At 66.5% G+C, this 16455-nt stretch carries 18 protein-coding genes; 12 read left to right on the forward strand and 6 right to left on the reverse strand.

Going from position 1 to position 16455, the window contains the following annotated elements; all coding sequences use genetic code 11:
- Positions 1–14: 14 nt before the first annotated feature.
- Positions 15–611 carry a DUF3159 domain-containing protein gene (locus tag BKG60_RS21900; RefSeq protein WP_110765044.1) on the reverse strand — a complete coding sequence of 199 codons (597 nt, stop codon included), beginning with the start codon at positions 609–611 and terminating at the stop codon, positions 15–17.
- Between the two features lie 98 nt (positions 612–709).
- Positions 710–1081, reverse strand: coding sequence for an OB-fold nucleic acid binding domain-containing protein (locus BKG60_RS21905; RefSeq protein ID WP_019344631.1), 372 nt, complete (start codon positions 1079–1081; stop codon positions 710–712).
- A gap of 134 nt (positions 1082–1215) precedes the next feature.
- Here BKG60_RS21905 and BKG60_RS21910 point away from each other — a divergent pair, with 134 nt between their 5' ends.
- Positions 1216–1935, forward strand: a complete 720-nt coding sequence (locus BKG60_RS21910; protein WP_070187020.1) for an alpha/beta fold hydrolase — start codon at positions 1216–1218, stop codon at positions 1933–1935.
- Between the two features lie 7 nt (positions 1936–1942).
- On the opposite strand, the gene BKG60_RS21915 is transcribed toward BKG60_RS21910, so the two are convergent.
- Positions 1943–2743: a DUF3710 domain-containing protein gene (locus tag BKG60_RS21915; protein ID WP_070187021.1), complete on the reverse strand. Its 801-nt coding sequence runs from the start codon at positions 2741–2743 to the stop codon at positions 1943–1945.
- Complete coding sequence (gene dut / locus BKG60_RS21920) at positions 2743–3207, reverse strand: dUTP diphosphatase (RefSeq protein WP_070187022.1); 465 nt, start codon at positions 3205–3207, stop codon at positions 2743–2745. Before dut ends, BKG60_RS21915 begins: the two co-directional genes overlap by 1 nt.
- A 25-nt stretch (positions 3208–3232) precedes the next feature.
- Here dut and BKG60_RS21925 point away from each other — a divergent pair, with 25 nt between their 5' ends.
- A complete protein-coding gene (locus tag BKG60_RS21925; RefSeq protein ID WP_070187023.1) occupies positions 3233–3712 on the forward strand; it encodes a DUF3093 domain-containing protein in 480 nt (159 codons plus the stop codon).
- Between the two features lie 43 nt (positions 3713–3755).
- On the opposite strand, the gene BKG60_RS21930 is transcribed toward BKG60_RS21925, so the two are convergent.
- Positions 3756–4058, reverse strand: coding sequence for a DUF4193 domain-containing protein (locus tag BKG60_RS21930; protein ID WP_019344626.1), 303 nt, complete (start codon positions 4056–4058; stop codon positions 3756–3758).
- 165 nt (positions 4059–4223) lie between these two features.
- On the opposite strand from BKG60_RS21930, the gene cei reads away from it, so the two are divergent.
- Positions 4224–4874, forward strand: coding sequence for an envelope integrity protein Cei (gene cei, locus BKG60_RS21935; protein WP_070943984.1), 651 nt, complete (start codon positions 4224–4226; stop codon positions 4872–4874).
- Here the strand turns inward: cei and BKG60_RS21940 are convergent.
- Positions 4848–5693 carry an inositol monophosphatase family protein gene (locus BKG60_RS21940; RefSeq protein ID WP_070943985.1) on the reverse strand — a complete coding sequence of 282 codons (846 nt, stop codon included), beginning with the start codon at positions 5691–5693 and terminating at the stop codon, positions 4848–4850. The two genes, cei and BKG60_RS21940, sit on opposite strands and share 27 nt — an antisense overlap.
- 155 nt (positions 5694–5848) lie before the next feature.
- Between BKG60_RS21940 and ppgK the strand changes: the two genes are divergently transcribed.
- The 9 genes from ppgK (at position 5849) to BKG60_RS21985 (ending at position 16454) form a co-directional block, all read left to right on the forward strand.
- Positions 5849–6670, forward strand: a complete 822-nt coding sequence (gene ppgK / locus BKG60_RS21945; RefSeq protein WP_070187026.1) for a polyphosphate--glucose phosphotransferase — start codon at positions 5849–5851, stop codon at positions 6668–6670.
- A 206-nt stretch (positions 6671–6876) separates the two neighbouring features.
- The gene (locus tag BKG60_RS21950; protein WP_110765045.1) at positions 6877–8319 is read left to right on the forward strand and encodes an RNA polymerase sigma factor; all 1443 of its coding nucleotides are present in this window, start codon (positions 6877–6879) and stop codon (positions 8317–8319) included.
- Between the two features lie 402 nt (positions 8320–8721).
- Positions 8722–9432 (forward strand): MlaE family ABC transporter permease, encoded by a 711-nt coding sequence (locus tag BKG60_RS21955; RefSeq protein ID WP_171055020.1) that lies wholly within the window; start codon positions 8722–8724, stop codon positions 9430–9432.
- Entirely contained in the window at positions 9429–10283 is an 855-nt protein-coding gene (locus BKG60_RS21960; RefSeq protein ID WP_070187029.1) for an ABC transporter permease, read from the forward strand. Before BKG60_RS21955 ends, BKG60_RS21960 begins: the two co-directional genes overlap by 4 nt.
- A 4-nt stretch (positions 10284–10287) precedes the next feature.
- Positions 10288–11640: an MCE family protein gene (locus tag BKG60_RS21965; RefSeq protein WP_070187030.1), complete on the forward strand. Its 1353-nt coding sequence runs from the start codon at positions 10288–10290 to the stop codon at positions 11638–11640.
- A 26-nt stretch (positions 11641–11666) separates the two neighbouring features.
- Positions 11667–12695, forward strand: coding sequence for a virulence factor Mce family protein (locus BKG60_RS21970; protein ID WP_075909972.1), 1029 nt, complete (start codon positions 11667–11669; stop codon positions 12693–12695).
- Positions 12692–13981 (forward strand): MCE family protein, encoded by a 1290-nt coding sequence (locus tag BKG60_RS21975; protein ID WP_075909973.1) that lies wholly within the window; start codon positions 12692–12694, stop codon positions 13979–13981. Before BKG60_RS21970 ends, BKG60_RS21975 begins: the two co-directional genes overlap by 4 nt.
- The gene (locus tag BKG60_RS21980) at positions 13978–15318 is read left to right on the forward strand and encodes an MCE family protein (protein WP_075909974.1); all 1341 of its coding nucleotides are present in this window, start codon (positions 13978–13980) and stop codon (positions 15316–15318) included. Before BKG60_RS21975 ends, BKG60_RS21980 begins: the two co-directional genes overlap by 4 nt.
- A complete protein-coding gene (locus tag BKG60_RS21985; protein WP_075909975.1) occupies positions 15315–16454 on the forward strand; it encodes an MCE family protein in 1140 nt (379 codons plus the stop codon). Before BKG60_RS21980 ends, BKG60_RS21985 begins: the two co-directional genes overlap by 4 nt.
- Position 16455: the final 1 nt, after the last annotated feature.

Genomic DNA, 16455 nt, shown 5'->3' on the forward strand with positions numbered 1-16455 from the left:
CCGGCGCACGCCGCTCAGTCGTCCAGGCTGCGGCTGGAGTCCTCGGCGTGTACGGCGCGTTGTGCGGCCCGGATGGCCAGATAGGTCACCAGCGCCGCGACGGCGGTCAGCGGCCAGCCCATCGCGATCCGCGCGAAGCCCAGCCAACCCGTCTGATCGGAGTCATAGAGGTACTGCTGCACCAGGAACCGCGACGCGAACACCGCGACCCAGGTGAGCGTGGCGACGTCGAACGCCAGCACTGCTTTACGGACGTCGCGCCAGGCCCGGTCGTGGGTGTTGACCCAGCCCCAGATGTAGCCGACCACCGGACGGCGGATCACCACCGAGACCGCGAACAACACGGCGTACAACAGTGAGCTCCAGATACCAAGCAGGAAATAGCCTTTCGACTCCCCCACCAGGTAGGCGATGAGCGCACTGACGCCGACGGCGAAGAATCCCGACACCGCGGGCTGCACGGATTCCCGGCGGACCAGCCGCCAGATCAGGATCAGTGTCGCCACGCCGAGCGCGGCAGCGATCGCGGGCACCAGCCCGAACATCGTCGACACCGGAACGAACACCACCACCGGCAGGGACGAGTAGATCAGCCCGCTGACGCCGCCCATCTGCTCGAGCACCGCCCGGCCGCCTCGGTGGGCAGGGGGCGACGCCGGATCACTCTCGGGGGATTGAGGGGCGCTGCCGGTGTCGTTTTCGGCCTGGCTCACTTCTGGATTTCGTAGCGGGGGTTGTAAATCGCCTTGGCGCCGTTCTCCAGCTTGCCGACCCGGCCGTGCACCCGCAGGGTGCAGCCCGACTCGATACCCGGAATGCGGCGCTGCCCGAGCCACACCAACATCACCGTGTCGGTTCCGTCGAACAGTTCGGCTTTGATGCCGCCGGAACACCCCTTGCCATTACATTCGACGCTGCGCAGGGTGCCGACCATCGTCACTTCCTGGCCGCGCTGGGCGTCGATCGCCTTGAGCGCGCCGGTATTGACGGCTTCGTCACTGAGCTCTTCGACATCGAGCTGTTCGGGGTCTTCCGTCAGGCGTCGCGTAAGCCGGCGCAGATACCCTTCGGCCGTAGCCATGGCCTCTCCTGACCTTCTGCGGATCCACTGTGAATCCGCCCAACCAACGCCACGGTAGACCTCTTGTTGACCGAATGCCACGTGGGGTACGGGTCGGCACGCCGACGATTTGACGGGGCAGGCACGATCATGTGATGAGCGTCATCCTTCGCGGTGTCCCAACCGTTTTGCTGCCCGGTACCGGATCCGACGACGACTACGTCTACCGGGCTTTTTCGGATGCGCTGCACGGCGCCGACGCACTCGTGGTGACCCCGCCGCCGACCCCGGAACGACTTGTCGCCGGTTACCTGCACGCCCTCGACGACGCGGCCCGGTCGGGGCCGATCGCGGTGGGCGGGGTGTCCATCGGCGCCGTCGTGGCGGCACGGTGGGCGTTGGACCATCCCAGCCGAACCGTGGCGGTGCTGGCCGCCTTGCCGCCATGGACGGGATCTTCTCAGCACGCCCCGGCCGCACTGTTGGCGCGGCACTCCGCCGAGCTGCTGCGCCGGGACGGGTTGGCGGCCACAGTTGCGCAGATGCGCGCCTCCAGCCCGCCGTGGCTGGCCGATGAGCTGGCCCGCTCCTGGGTGGGCCAGTGGCCGACGCTGCCGGATGCGCTGGAGGAAGCCGCCGGTTACCGCGCGCCCGGCAGTGCCGAGCTCGAACGACTCGGGGTGCCCATGGGCGTCGCGGTGGCCACCGATGATCCCGTGCATCCGGCCGAAGTCGGATACGAGTGGGTGGCCGCAGCCCCTCGATCGGCGCTGCGGTCGGTCACGCTGGACCAGATGGGGCTCGACACCGGCGTGTTGGGCGCGGCCTGTCTGGCGGCGCTGCAGGAGGCCGCCAGCGACACCGTGGCGGGTTGAGGGACTACTACCCGCCGGTGATGGTCCGCAGCTGCTGCATCGCCGAGCCCTGCACGCTTCGGCGCGCCACCGGGTCGGCCGGTGGCTCATCCTGCGGAGGCATCTGCGCCGCGGTGGTGAGCTGCTGGGCGGCCTGCTGCATCGCGGCCTGCTGCGCTGCAGCCCGCAGTTGGGCAGCCATCGGCTCGGGCAGCTGCACCTGCAGCGGTGTGCGCACCGGCATCGGCGTATCGCCGCGACGAATCACGCTGTCGGCCAACGAGGTCCGTGCCTCGTCGGCGAGGGCGTCGATGGTTTCGGGGGAACCGTTGACCACACAGCGCACCATCCAGCGGTAGCCGTCGACACCGATGAAGCGCACCACGCCGCCGTTACCCGCACCGACCACCTCGCGGCCCCACGGACCGTCCTGGATGTTCACCGAGCTGGCGTCCTTGCGCAGTGATTCGGCGAGTTCGCCCGCCACCTCACGCCACAGGCCCGCACTCTTGGGTGCGGCGTAGGCGGCGATGGTGAACCGCCCGTTCGGGGTCACCACCCACACCGCGCTGGGCGCACCGGCCTCGTTGAGCTCGACCTGGACCTGTCCACCGTCGGGCATCGGGATCAGGACCGAACCGAGATCCAGCCTGCCCTGCGTCGCCACCTCCGGATCGTCGAAGTCCTCGATGTCGAACGGGCCGTCGTCGGAACCCTCGTCGAAATCGGCCGGCTCCGCTGCGTCCGGTTGGTCGACGACCTGCTCGTCGTCGCTCTGACGAACCGGCTCGTCCGCCGATTCCTTGCTCTTGCGTTTTCCGAATGCCATCACAAACTCGCATGTCCGCCGGAGGAACCGTGGCCACCGTCGCCACGGGAGGTGTCGGCCAGGCCGGCCTCGTCGAACGAGGTCACCTCGACCAACTCGGGCAGTTCTACCCGCTGTACCAACAACTGGGCAATCCGGTCACCGCGCTTGACCACGATCGGCGTGCCGGGATCGAGGTTGATCAGCGAAATCTTGATCTCGCCGCGGTAACCGGCGTCTATCGTGCCCGGACTGTTGACGATCGAAAGCCCCACGCGGGCAGCCAGACCCGAGCGCGGATGGATCAGTCCCACCATTCCGTGCGGAATGGCCACGGCGACACCGGTGGGCACGAGCTCGCGTTGCCCGGGTGCCAGTTCGACATCGCGCGCGCTGTAGAGGTCTACGCCCGCGTCCCCATCGTGCGCCCGGCTGGGCATCGGTAGTTCGCGGTCCAATCGGACGACCGCCAGAGAGGTGGACACGACGTCACAGATTACTCTGAGCCGCGTGTCAGACACGCGCGCAACCACCCGAAGCGTTCCATACCGCGAACGGTTGTGGGTGCCTTGGTGGTGGTCGTTGCCGGCTGCGGTGCTGGCAGGGGTGATCGCGTTCGAGGTCGGCCTGGCCGCCCCGGCCATTCCGGCATGGTTGCCGTACGTGTTGCTCTTCGGCGTGGCGGCGGCCGTGCTGATGTGGTTCAGCAAGACCGAATTGAAGGTGGTGCGTGACAGCGCCGGCGATACCGAGTTGTGGATCGGCGATGCGCACCTGCCGACGAGTGTCATCTCCCGGACCGCGGAAGTGCCGCGGTCAGCCAAGTCGGCTGCGTTGGGCCGTCAGCTCGATCCCGCTGCCTTCGTCGTACACCGGGCCTGGATTGGCCCGATGGTGCTGGTAGTGCTCGACGATCCCGATGACCCCACCCCGTATTGGCTCATCAGTTCTCGTCGTCCGGATCGCGTCCTCGCAGCGCTGGGCGGCTGAAGCGGCTGAACCGCGAATCACCGCCGCAGCGGTCGTACCGCCGTCAGGCGGCGCAGTCGGTGCAGATCATCACGCCGTTCTTCTCGCTTGCCAGCCGGCTCCGGTGGTGCACCAGAAAGCAGCTGGAGCAGGTGAACTCGTCGGCCTGCTTCGGGACCACCCGCACCGACAGTTCCTCGCCGGACAGGTCCGCGCCCGGCAGCTCGAACGACTCGGCCGATTCAGATTCGTCGACATCCACCACGGCGGATTGCGCCTCGTTGCGACGTGCCTTGAGCTCCTCGAGCGAATCCTCGGAAACCTCGTCTGCCTCGGAGCGTCGTGGAGCGTCGTAGTCGGTAGCCATCGTCTTTGTCCCCTCCCTTACCTTGCAGCAGAGCTTTGTACCAGCGTCGAACGCATTCCCCAAATGATTCGTGCCCGTATTGCCACACGTTTCAGTGTGATTTACATCACACTACCGTCTGAGCTCTGATGCATCAGCGAACACGTTTGCCCTTAGAGTGCACATGTGGTCGCGCAAATCACCGATGGCACAGCTTTCGACCGGCACGGTCGACCGTTCCGTCGGCGCAGTTTCGTTCCCGGCATCGTGCTCTTCGCCACGCTGGCGGTGGTGACGATGGTCGTCTGGATCGTCGCGCTCAGCCAGCCGACGGATGTGCATGAAGCCACGGTCTGCAACAACCCACCGCCGGCCACCGATCCGGCAGCGCCCAAGCTCGGTGAGCAGGTGGCCAGCTCGGCGATGACAGACGTGACGCCGGCTCCGCTGGCCGAGACCCGGATCCGGGTGCTCAACGCCAGCGGACAGGGCGGCCAGGCCGGCGAGGTCGCCGGCGCGTTGCGCGATCTCGGCTTCGCCCAACCCGAGGCCGCGAATGACCCGATCTACTCCACCACGCGCCTGGAATGCCAGGGGCAGATCCGGTTCGGCCCAGCGGGCCGGACCGCGGCCGCCGCGGTGTGGCTGGTGGCGCCGTGCACCGAGCTGTTCCAGGACGAAAGGCCGGACGCCACAGTCGATCTGGCCCTGGGCACCGAGTTCAGCGAACTCGCCAGCAATGACGACATCAAGGCCGTGCTGGCCAGCCTGCGGCCCGACGCCACTGCTCCGTCGGATTCCGCGCTGCTGTCAAAGATCCACACCGGCACCTGCTAGCGCGTCGCACAGGGCGTCGGCAACGCCCGGCGCCGACGCAACCACCTGCTCGGAACCGGGTGTGGTGGGCAACCGCACCGTCGCCCCCGCCTCGGCGGCGATCAACGCCGCCGCGGCCCAATCCCAGACCTGAACGCCCTCCTCGTAATAGGCGTCCAACCGGCCCGCTGCGACCATGCACAGGTCCAGCGCGCACGAACCGATACGACGCACATCACGCACCGCGGGCAGCAGCTGGGCCATGACTCTGGCCTGCCGCGCGCGACGGCCGGGGTCATAGGCGAAGCCGGTACCCAGCAGCGCCATGGACAGGTCCCGGACAGCGCTGCACCGCAGTGCTGTCCGCACCCCGTCACGCACCACCGCCGCACCATGGCCCAGGGCAGCCGAGTACACCTCACCGCCGGGCACGTCCGCCACGGCTCCGGCCACCGATCGCCCGTCGTACTGCACGGCCACCGACACCGCGTAGGCCGGGATCCCGTAGACGAAGTTGACCGTGCCGTCGATCGGGTCGAGCACCCAGCTCAATCCCGGGCGATCATCGCGCCGACCGCCCTCCTCTTCTCCGAGGATCGGCTCTGAGGGCCGCAACACCGCCAGCCGCTCACGTAACCACCGCTCGGTCTCGGTGTCGACGATGGTGACGGGGTCGGTCGGTGTGCTCTTCGATCTGACGGTCCGCACGTCGTCACGTACCGCGACTCCGTCGGAGCTGAACACCTCGGCGCGCCGGCGCGCGACGAAGGCGGCGGCCTCGGTAGCCAGCTGCTCGGCCACGACCCGCAAGGCGGGAGCATCGAAACTGTTGTCGGTCACTGCCCTATCGCAACATCTTCGGCCCGAAAAGTCGCTGTGCGACGGCGGGCCGGACCACACGCGGGTGCGATGTTCAGCGACTAGGGTGGGGCGCGCCTTGGTTTGTCCCTCGCCCCGTCCGACAGCGCACCGCCTGTCCCACAAAGGAGCACCCCATGACCGCAGCCGATGCACCAACGGCAGATCCGGTTCCGGCCGTCGAAGTCCAACGCCGAGGATTCGGCGTCGACGTCGGCGGCAGCGGGATCAAGGGCGGCATCGTCGACCTCGACACCGGGCTCCTCGTCGGCGAGCGTTTCAAGCTCGACACGCCGCAGCCGTCCACACCGGAAGCGGTCACGAAAACGGTGGCTGCGGTGGTGGCCGAGTTCGGTTGGACGGGCAGTGTGGGCGTCACCTACCCGGGCGTCGTGACCGAAGGCATCGTGCGCACCGCGGCCAATGTCGACAAAGGGTGGATCGGCGTGAACGCCGCCGAGGTGATCAGCACCGCACTCGGCGGGCGGCCGGTGCGTGTGCTCAACGATGCCGACGCGGCAGGTCTGGCCGAGGAGCACTACGGGGCGGGTAAGGACAACTCCGGTGTCGTGGTGCTGCTGACCTTCGGCACCGGTATCGGCTCCGCGGTCATTCACAACGGAGTGTTGTTGCCCAACACCGAATTTGGGCACTTGGAGGTGGACGGCAAGGAGGCCGAACACCGCGCTGCGTCCTCGGTGAAGGAGCGCAAGGACTGGAGTTACGCGCGGTGGAGCGAAGAGGTGAACAAGGTTCTGGTGACGATCGAGAACGCGATCTGGCCCGATCTGTTCATCGCCGGCGGCGGGATCAGCCGCAAGTCCGAGAAGTGGCTGCCACTGCTCAAGATCCGCACCCCGATCGTCCCCGCGGCGTTGCTCAACACCGCGGGCATCGTCGGCGCCGCCATGGCCAGCCAGCTTCCCGGCACCACCAACCCGCAAGCTACCGCCGGGTAACTTCGCTGAGTCTGCCGGGCGACGTGCCGAAATTTGCCGCTCGCGACGGTGAACACCCACAGTGTCGTTACAATGGTCCTCGGCGGCCGCCTACCGAATAGCGGTGAATATCCCAGCCGATAAGAACGCCAACATTCGATAGCAGACGCTTTCGGTGGAGTATGCCCATGCCCACCGTGAAATTTCGTGAGACCGAAAGGGTGTACGTGGCAGCGACAAAGGCAAGCCCGGCGACCGACGAGCCGGTGAAGCGCACCGCTACCAAGACTCCCGCCAAGAAGGCCCCGGCCAAGCGGGCAGCCAAGAGCACCGCGGGCAAGACTGAGGGCGGCACCGCCACCAAGCGCGCCCCCGCCAAGAAGGCGCCCGCCAAGAAGGCAGCCAAGGCCGCGGCGAGCAAGCCCGAAGACGTCAACGACGATCTTGAGACCACCGACGACCTGGAATCGGGCCCCGGCGACGATCTCGACGTCGAGGACACCGATCTCGAGCTCGACGACGATCTCGAGTCCGATGACGACGTCGAGGACTCAGCCGAGGACGAGGACGAGGACGAGGCGGAGTCCGGGGAAGGCAAGAACGCCAAGGCCGCCGCGCCAGCCAAAGAGGCGAAGGCCGACGAGGAGCACCCCGAGCCGTCGGAGAAGGACAAGGCCTCCGGCGACTTCGTGTGGGACGAGGAAGAGTCCGAGGCACTGCGGCAGGCACGCAAAGACGCCGAGCTGACGGCCTCGGCCGACTCGGTCCGCGCGTACCTGAAGCAGATCGGCAAGGTCGCCCTGCTCAACGCCGAGGAAGAGGTCGAGCTCGCCAAGCGCATCGAGGCCGGGCTGTTCGCCACCCAGAAGATGGCCGAGTTCGCCGAGAAGGGCGAGAAGCTCACCACCCAGGTGCGGCGCGACTACCAGTGGATCTGCCGTGACGGCGATCGCGCGAAAAACCATCTGCTGGAAGCCAACCTGCGCCTGGTCGTCTCGCTGGCCAAGCGCTACACCGGCCGCGGCATGGCGTTTCTCGACCTCATCCAGGAAGGCAACCTGGGCCTGATCCGCGCGGTCGAGAAGTTCGACTACACCAAGGGCTACAAGTTCTCCACCTACGCCACGTGGTGGATCCGCCAGGCCATCACCCGCGCCATGGCCGACCAGGCCCGCACCATCCGTATCCCGGTGCACATGGTCGAGGTGATCAACAAGCTGGGCCGTATCCAGCGTGAGCTCCTGCAGGACCTGGGTCGCGAGCCCACGCCCGAAGAGCTGGCCAAGGAAATGGACATCACGCCGGAGAAGGTGCTGGAGATCCAGCAGTACGCGCGTGAACCCATCTCGCTGGACCAGACCATCGGCGACGAGGGCGACAGCCAGCTCGGTGACTTCATCGAGGACTCCGAGGCCGTGGTGGCCGTCGACGCCGTGTCCTTCACCCTGCTGCAGGATCAGCTGCAGTCCGTGCTGGAGACCCTCTCCGAGCGCGAGGCCGGCGTGGTCCGGCTGCGCTTCGGCCTGACCGACGGCCAGCCGCGCACGCTCGACGAGATCGGCCAGGTCTACGGCGTGACCCGTGAGCGCATCCGCCAGATCGAGTCCAAGACCATGAGCAAGCTCCGTCACCCGAGCCGCTCGCAGGTACTGCGGGACTACCTGGACTAGACGCAGCCCCTCCTTCCGAAATCGGCACCGAGACCCAGCCCGGGTCCCGGTGCCGTTTTGCTGCGGGTCGCAACAGCTTGCGCCCAAGCTGAATTCGCCATCGCGCCCCACATCGATACCGCTTCACCGCCGGATCTCCGGTGGGCGGAGCGCCCCCAGCCAGTTAGTCGTACTCACCATTCACCGGCAGTCTCATTGAGCGGAACCGGCACTTCGGAGCCGCTCCGTTCGTGGCAGCGTGGACCTCCGGCGCGCGTGCCTGTGTTGCACATCACATATCGGCGCCATCCAGACGCACCGCAATGTGAATGAGGAGAGTCGGCATGGCCACAGTGGGACGGCGCCGTGATCAGTTCTGACACGGCAACCAAACCGGTCCGCGCGATCGGCGGCTTTTATGCGATGGCCCTGGACACGTTCGTGCTCATGTTCCAGCCACCGTTCGCTTGGCGGGAATTCCTGCTGCAGACGTGGTTTGTCGCCCGCGTGTCGATCGTGCCGACGTTGATGCTGTCCATCCCGTTCACGGTGCTCACCACCTTCACGCTCAACATCCTGCTGGTCGAGTTCGGTGCGGCCGACTTTTCCGGCACCGGCGCCGCACTGGGCGCCGTCACCCAGATCGGCCCGATCGTCACGGTGCTCGTCGTGGCCGGCGCCGGCGCCACCGCCATGTGCGCCGACCTGGGCGCACGCACCATCCGCGAAGAACTCGACGCGCTGCGGGTACTCGGTATCAACCCGGTGCAGGCCCTCGTGGTGCCGCGGGTACTCGCGGCCACCGTGGTGGCCTTCCTACTGTCGGGCTTGGTCACGATCGTCGGCCTGGCAGGCGGTTTCGTGTTCTCGGTGTTCATCCAGCACGTGACCCCGGGCGCGTTCGCCGCGGGTCTGACGCTGCTGGTCGGCTTGCCCGAGGTGCTGATCTCGTTGATCAAGTCGGCGATATTCGGCATCGCGGCGAGCCTGATCGCTTGCTACAAGGGCATTTCCGTTGACGGCGGACCCGCCGGCGTCGGCAACGCGGTCAACGAGACGGTCGTGTTCTCCTTCATCGCGCTGTTCGTGATCAACGTCATCGCGACGGCCGTCGGAGTGAAGGCCACCGCATGAGCAACCCGGTCGCAAAAATCCCCTTCCCGCGTGTTCGCCGCACAGTCTCATCTTGGGTCGACGAGTGGAACAAGGTCGGCCGACAGTCGCAGTTCTACGCCAAGACCATCGCGTCCATCGGCGAGGCGTTCGTCCACTACAAGCTCGAGATGGTGCGGCTGATCGCCCAGATGAGCCTGGGCACAGGTGCTCTCGCGGTAATCGGTGGCACCGTGGTGGTGGTCGGGTTCCTCACCCTGTCCGGCGGTGCGCTGATCGCCGTGCAGGGATACAACTCCCTGGCCGGTATCGGCGTCGAAGCCCTGACCGGATTCACCTCCGCCTACCTGAACGTGCGCCTCATCGCACCGCTCAACGCGGGCATCGGCCTCGCGGCCACGATCGGCGCCGGCGCCACCGCCCAGCTGGGCGCAATGCGGATCGCCGAGGAGATCGACGCCCTCGAGGTGATGGGTATCCGATCGGTGGCGTACCTGGCCTCCACCCGTGTGGTAGCCGGCGTGGTCGTGGTGATTCCGCTGTATTGCGTTGCGGTCCTTGCCTCTTTCGCTGCCGCACGCATCGGGACCACCGCCGTCTACGGCCAGTCGACCGGAGTTTACGACCATTACTTCAACACATTCCTGAACCCGACCGACCTCATCTGGTCGTTCTTCCAGGCCATCACGATGGCGATCGTGGTGATGCTGGTGCACACCTACTACGGATTCACCGCCAGCGGCGGTCCCGCAGGCGTCGGTGAGGCCGTCGGCCGGGCGGTCCGCACCTCCCTGGTCTCAGCCGTGTTCGTGACCTTGTTCGTCTCTCTGGCCATCTACGGCCAGTCCGGCAACTTCAACCTGTCCGGGTAGCGGCATGCAGAACAGACCTGGCGAATATCGCCTTCACCCCGCGTGGTGGACCGCAATCCTGATCGCCGCGATCGTCGCGATGATCTTCGTGACCATGTCCCTGTTCTCCGGATCGTTCCGGACCTATGTCCCCGTGACGGTCACGTCCGACCGCGCCGGCCTGGTGATGGAGAGCGGCGGCAAGGTCAAGATGCGTGGTGTCCAGGTCGGGCGGGTCGAACGGATCAGCAGTTCCACCGATCAGGTGAGCCTGCGCCTGCAAATCGAGCCCGACCAGATCAAGTTCATCCCGTCCAACGTCGAGGCGCAGATCAGGGCCACCAGCGTGTTCGGCGCCAAGTACGTCGATCTCGTCTACCCGGACCAGCCCAGCTCGTCGCGGCTGGCCGCCGGCGCCGTACTGCGATCACGCAACGTCACCACCGAGGTGAACACCGTCTTCGGCAACCTCGTCGACCTGCTCCACCAGATCGACCCGGCCAAACTCAACGCGGTCCTGACGGCCCTGGCCGACGGCGTGCGGGGCCAGGGCGAGCGGATCGGTCAGGCCACTACTGACGCGAATACCGTGCTGGCCGAGCTCAACCCACGCAACGAGACGCTACGCACGGACTGGCAGTCGCTTCAGGCGTTCTCCGACACCTACGGCGCAGCCGCCGCCGACATCGTCTCCACCCTGGATGCGGTGAGTACCTCCAGCGCCACGATCAGCAGCCACCCCGACGCGCTGGATGCATTGCTGCTCAACACGATCGGGCTCTCGAAGTCAGGGACGGCGCTGCTCGAACCCAACAGGCAGAACTTTGTCGACGGGATCAACACACTGGAACCGACCACCACCCTGCTGCACAAGTACAACCCCGAGTACACCTGCATGCTGGTGGGCGCCAAGTGGTATCTGGACAATGGCGGCTACGACGGGGCCGGTGGCATCGACGGTCGCTCCACAATCCTGGACACCGGCCTGCTGCTCGGCTCCGATCAGTACCGCTACCCGGACAATCTGCCGATCGTCAATGCCAAGGGCGGGCCCGGCGGTAAGCCCGGTTGCGGATCGCTACCGATCGTCGACAAGAACTTCCCGGTGCGCTATCTGGTCACCGACACCGGCTGGGGCACCGGCCTGGACATGCGGCCCAATCCGGGTATCGGGCATCCCTGGTGGATCAACTACTTCCCGGTGACCCGCGCCGCACCTGAACCTCCCGGCGTGCTCGGCATCGGCCCGCCCGCGATCGGCCCGGTCCCCCACCCGGACGCGCCGCCCTACGGCGCACCGCAGTACGGACCGGACGGCGCACCCCTGTATCCGGGCGTACCACCGGCCCCGGCACCTGAACCCCCACCCGCTCCGTAGAACCGCGACAGCAGAGGACCACGTTCGTGAAAGACAACCTGTCAGGCGCCGTCTGGCGCCTGGTCATCTTCGTGACCGTGTGTGTGCTCGGACTGGTGGCACTGCTGGCGGTGTTCGCCCAGCTGCGATTCCAGGACGAGAAGACCTACAACGCACTGTTCACCAATGCCACCGGGTTGGCGAACGGCAACTTCGTACGGATCGCCGGAGTGGAGGTCGGCAAGGTCAAGAAGCTGACCGTCCGGGACGACAACCTGGTCACCGTGGAGTTCTCCGCGGACGACACCGTGGTGCTGACCGAAGGCACCCGCGCCTCGGTGCGCTACGACAACCTGATCGGCGGGCGCTTTCTGGCGCTCGAGGAGGGCGCCGGTGACGTGACCCGACTCGAGCCGGGCGACACAATCCCCGTCGACCAGACCCAGCCGGCGCTCGACCTGGACGCCCTGATCGGCGGCTTCCGCCCGCTGTTTCGCGCTTTGGACCCCGAGCAGGTCAACGCGCTGAGTGGGCAGTTGATCAGCGCACTACAGGGCCAGGGCGGCACCCTCGGCTCGTTTCTCACCCAGACCGCGGCGCTGACAAGCACTTTGGCCGACCGCGATCAGTTGATCGGTGAGGTGATCACGAATCTGAACACCGTGCTCGGTTCGCTGGGCGAGCAGAGCGGGCAGTTCTCGGAGGCCGTGGACTCCCTGTCGCAACTTGTCGCCGCTCTGGCTGAACGCAAGACCGACGTCGGCAGCGCGGTCCACAACATCGACGACGCGACGGGTTCGATCACCGACCTGTTGGCCCGCTCTCGCGCGCCGTTCGGCAAGACGGTGCGAGAGGCCGACCGCGCCGCCGGAATCGTGGTCGCCGATCACGAATATCTCGACAACTTCCTCAACACCCTGCCCGACACGTTCCAGATGCTGGGACGCCAGGGCATCTACGGCGACTACTTCAGCTTCTACCTCTGCGACATCGTGCTGAAGCTGAACGGTAAAGGTGGCCAACCGGTTTACGTGAAGATGGCCGGCCAGTCCTCGGGACGGTGCACACCCAAATGAAGACTTTCAGCGAGCGCAACCCCCTGGTGATCGGCGCAGCCGGCATCGCCACGACCGCGGGCCTGGTCATCGGCGCGATGCAGTATGACAAGTTGCCTTTCCTGTCGGCCGGTGAGAGCTACTCGGCATACTTCGCCGAAGCGGGCGGACTGGCGTCGGGCGCAGCGGTGCAGGTGTCAGGTGTCCAGGTCGGTGAGGTGTCCGGGATCGAACTCGACGGGGCCCGGGTTCTGGTTTCCTTCAAGGTGGCCGACGACATCCGCCTCGGCGACCGCTCCGAGGCGGCGATCAAGACGAAAAGTCTGTTGGGCACAAAGGTCCTGGAGGTGACCCCGCGCGGCGACGGCCGGTTGCGCGACACCATCCCGCTGGATCGGACCATCTCCCCCTATCAGCTGCCCGACGCCCTCGGCGACCTGTCGGCCACCATCAGTGGACTCGACACCACCAAGGTCTCCGACGCGTTGTCAACGCTGTCGGAGACCTTCCACGACACCCCTCCGGCGCTCAGCGCGGCCCTCAAAGGCGTTGCGCGGTTCTCCGATACGCTCAATCGCCGCGACGAGAGCCTGCGCACCCTGCTCGACAACGCGAAGAAGTCGACCGCCGTGCTGGCCGAACGTAGCGATCAGGTGGTGGGCCTGATCGCGAACAGCAACGCCCTGCTGGCCGAGCTGCAGGGCCAGAGCGCTGCCCTCGACCAGATCGCCACCAACATCTCGTCGCTGTCCCAACAGCTCTCGGCGTTCGTCGCGGAGAATCGCACTCAGCTCAAGCCGGCACTGGACAAGGTCAACGGCGTGCTGGCGATCGTGGACAACCGCAAGGACCGGGTACAGAAGTCCATCAAGCTGCTGAACGCGTACGCGATGTCCCTGGGCGAATCGGTGTCGTCCGGGCCGTTTTTCAAGGCTTACGTGTCCAATCTGCTGCCCGGACAGTTCCTGCAGCCGTTCATCGATGCGGCGTTCTCCGATCTCGGTCTCGACCCGAACGTGCTGCCGCCCTCCGAGCTCACCGATCCCCCGACCGGCCAGCCCGGCATCCCGGCGATGCCGGTGCCGTTCCCGCGAACCGGCCAGGGCGGCGAGCCCCATCTGACGCTTCCCGACGCGATCACCGGCAATCCTGGCGACCCCCGGTACCCATACCGCGAACCACTGCCCGCACCGCCGCCGGGCGGCCCGCCACCGGGCCCACCCGCCCCGGCGCCGCCGGGCCTGGAATCTGTGCCGACGCCGTCCGGCGTGCACGTCAGCGACCCACTACCGGAGGCCGGACGATGACCGCTTCAGCACGAATGCGGATCGCGCTCAGTGCGCTGCTGGTGGGCTGCCTGATCGCCGGTGCTGTTGCGGTGCTGAGGATTTCGCCGAGCCTGAACCAGATCCACGTGGTCGGCTACTTCGACAACACCAACGGCATGTTCGTCGGCGACGAGGTGCGGATCCTCGGGGTGCCGGTCGGCACGATCGACAAGATCGAGGCCGAGCCCCACCGGGTCAAGGTCAGTTTCTCCTACGCTGCCAAGTACCGGGTGCCTGCCGACGCCAACGCTGCGATCCTGTCACCGTCGCTGGTGACCTCCCGCGCCATACAGCTCACCCCGGCCTACATCGGTGGTCCGGTGCTGGCGGACAATGCCGTGATCCCGCAGGAGCGCACCGCGGTTCCGGTGGAGTGGGACGACTTTCGCGTACAGCTGGAGAAACTCACCGAAAGTCTCAAACCCACCGGGCCCGGCGGGCTCAGCACGTTGGGCGAGCTGGTCAGTACCGGCGCGGACAATCTGCGCGGCGAGGGCGGCAATGTCCGCGACACGCTGATCAAGATGTCGCAGGCGTTCTCGGCACTCGGCGACCACAGCGAAGATCTGTTCTCATCGGTGCGCAACCTGGCCACCCTGGTTTCGGCGTTGCAGTCGAGCACCGACCTGATGAGTCGGCTCAACCGCAACTTCGCGGGGGTCACGGCACTACTGGCCAACGACCCCGACGAGATCGGGAACTCCATGCGCGATCTCAACGTGGCGGTGGCCGACGTGCAGGGCTTCCTGGCCGAGAACCGCGAAACCCTCGGTACCACCTCGGACAAGCTGGCCTCGGTGAGTCAGGCTTTGAACGACAGCCTCGACGACATCAAGCAGACTCTGCACATCGCGCCGACATCGCTGGCCAACTTCCTCAACATCTACAACCCGGCGCAGAACGCACTGACGGGAATGCTCGCGGTGAGCAACTTCAACAATCCGGTGAGTTTCCTGTGCGGTGCGATCCAGGCGGCGTCGCGGCTGGGCGCAGAACAGTCGGCGAAGCTGTGCGTGCAGTATCTGGCGCCGATCATCAAGAACCGCCAGTACAACTTCCTGCCGTTCGGAATGAACCCCATCGTCGGCACACAGGCCAGGCCGAACGAGATCACCTACAGCGAGGACTGGATGCGTCCTGATCACGTGCCCGCGGCGGGCGTTCCGGAAACGCCGCGGGCCGCAACCGAACCCGCCCAACCTCAGCCGGGTGGCCCGCTGCCCGCCGAAGCCGGAACCGGGACCGGAACCGTGTCCACCGACCCGGGCGCCGGTCTGTCCGGCCTGATGGTGCCGCCGACCGGAGCCGGCTCATGAACCGGATCCGGCGGCGATGCACCGCCGCTGCGGTGCTCGCGTTGTCGGTCGCCACTTCGGCATCGGGTTGCGGATGGAAGGGGCTGAACTCGATACCGCTACCCGGCACTGCCGGCCAGGGCCCCGGGGCATACACCATCACCGCGCAGATGCCCGATGTCACCAATATTCAACAGAATTCGCGGGTACGCGTCGGCGACGTCACGGTCGGCAACGTCACCAAGATCGAGCGGCAGGGCTGGCATGCGTTGCTGACCATGCGCATAGACGGTGACGTGAACCTACCGGCCAACACGACCGCCAAGATCGGCCAGACCAGCCTGCTCGGCTCGCTGCATGTCGAGCTCGCATCACCGGACGGCTCTGCGCCCGCGGGCCGGCTCCACGAGGGCTCACAGATCCCGCTGACCAGTGCCGGCGCCTACCCCTCGACCGAGCAGACCCTGGCCGCGGCGTCGATGCTGCTCAACGGCGGCGGTATCGGCCAGATCCAGGAGATCACCAAGGCATTCAGCACTGCCTTCGCCGGCCGGGAGCACGATCTGCGCAGCCTGATACAGCAACTGGACACGTTCATCGCGTCTGCGAACGACCAGACCGACGACATCATCGCGGCGACCGAGGGCTTCAACAACATGATGGGCCAGTTCGCCTCGCAGAAGCCGGTTCTCGACCGTGCGCTGACCACCATTCCCGAAGCGCTGACGGTTCTGAAGGACCAGCGCAACAATCTCGTCGAGGTACTCGATCGACTCGGCCGGTTCAGCAGCATCGCCGCCGGAGCGGTCGAGGAGTCCAAAGAAGCACTGATCAAGGAGTTCTCAGATCTGGGACCGGTGCTGGAATCGCTGGCCAACGCCGGTCCCGCGCTGACCCGGTCCCTGAGTTTCCTGGCCACCTTCCCGTGGCCGAAAGAGACGTTGGACAAGTGGGTTCGCGGCGACTACGCGAACCTGACGGCCGTGATCGACATGACACTGAGCCGCCTCGACTCGTCGTTGTTCACCGGCACTCGCTGGGAAGGCGACCTCACCGAGCTGGAGATGCAATGGGGCCGGACCATCGGCCAGATGCCCAGCCCATACACCGCGGGCAACCCGCTGGTGGTGCCATATCACCTGGATCAGGGGCCCTGAC

The sequence above is a fragment of the Mycobacterium syngnathidarum genome, assembly GCF_001942625.1.
Classification (GTDB): domain Bacteria; phylum Actinomycetota; class Actinomycetes; order Mycobacteriales; family Mycobacteriaceae; genus Mycobacterium; species Mycobacterium syngnathidarum.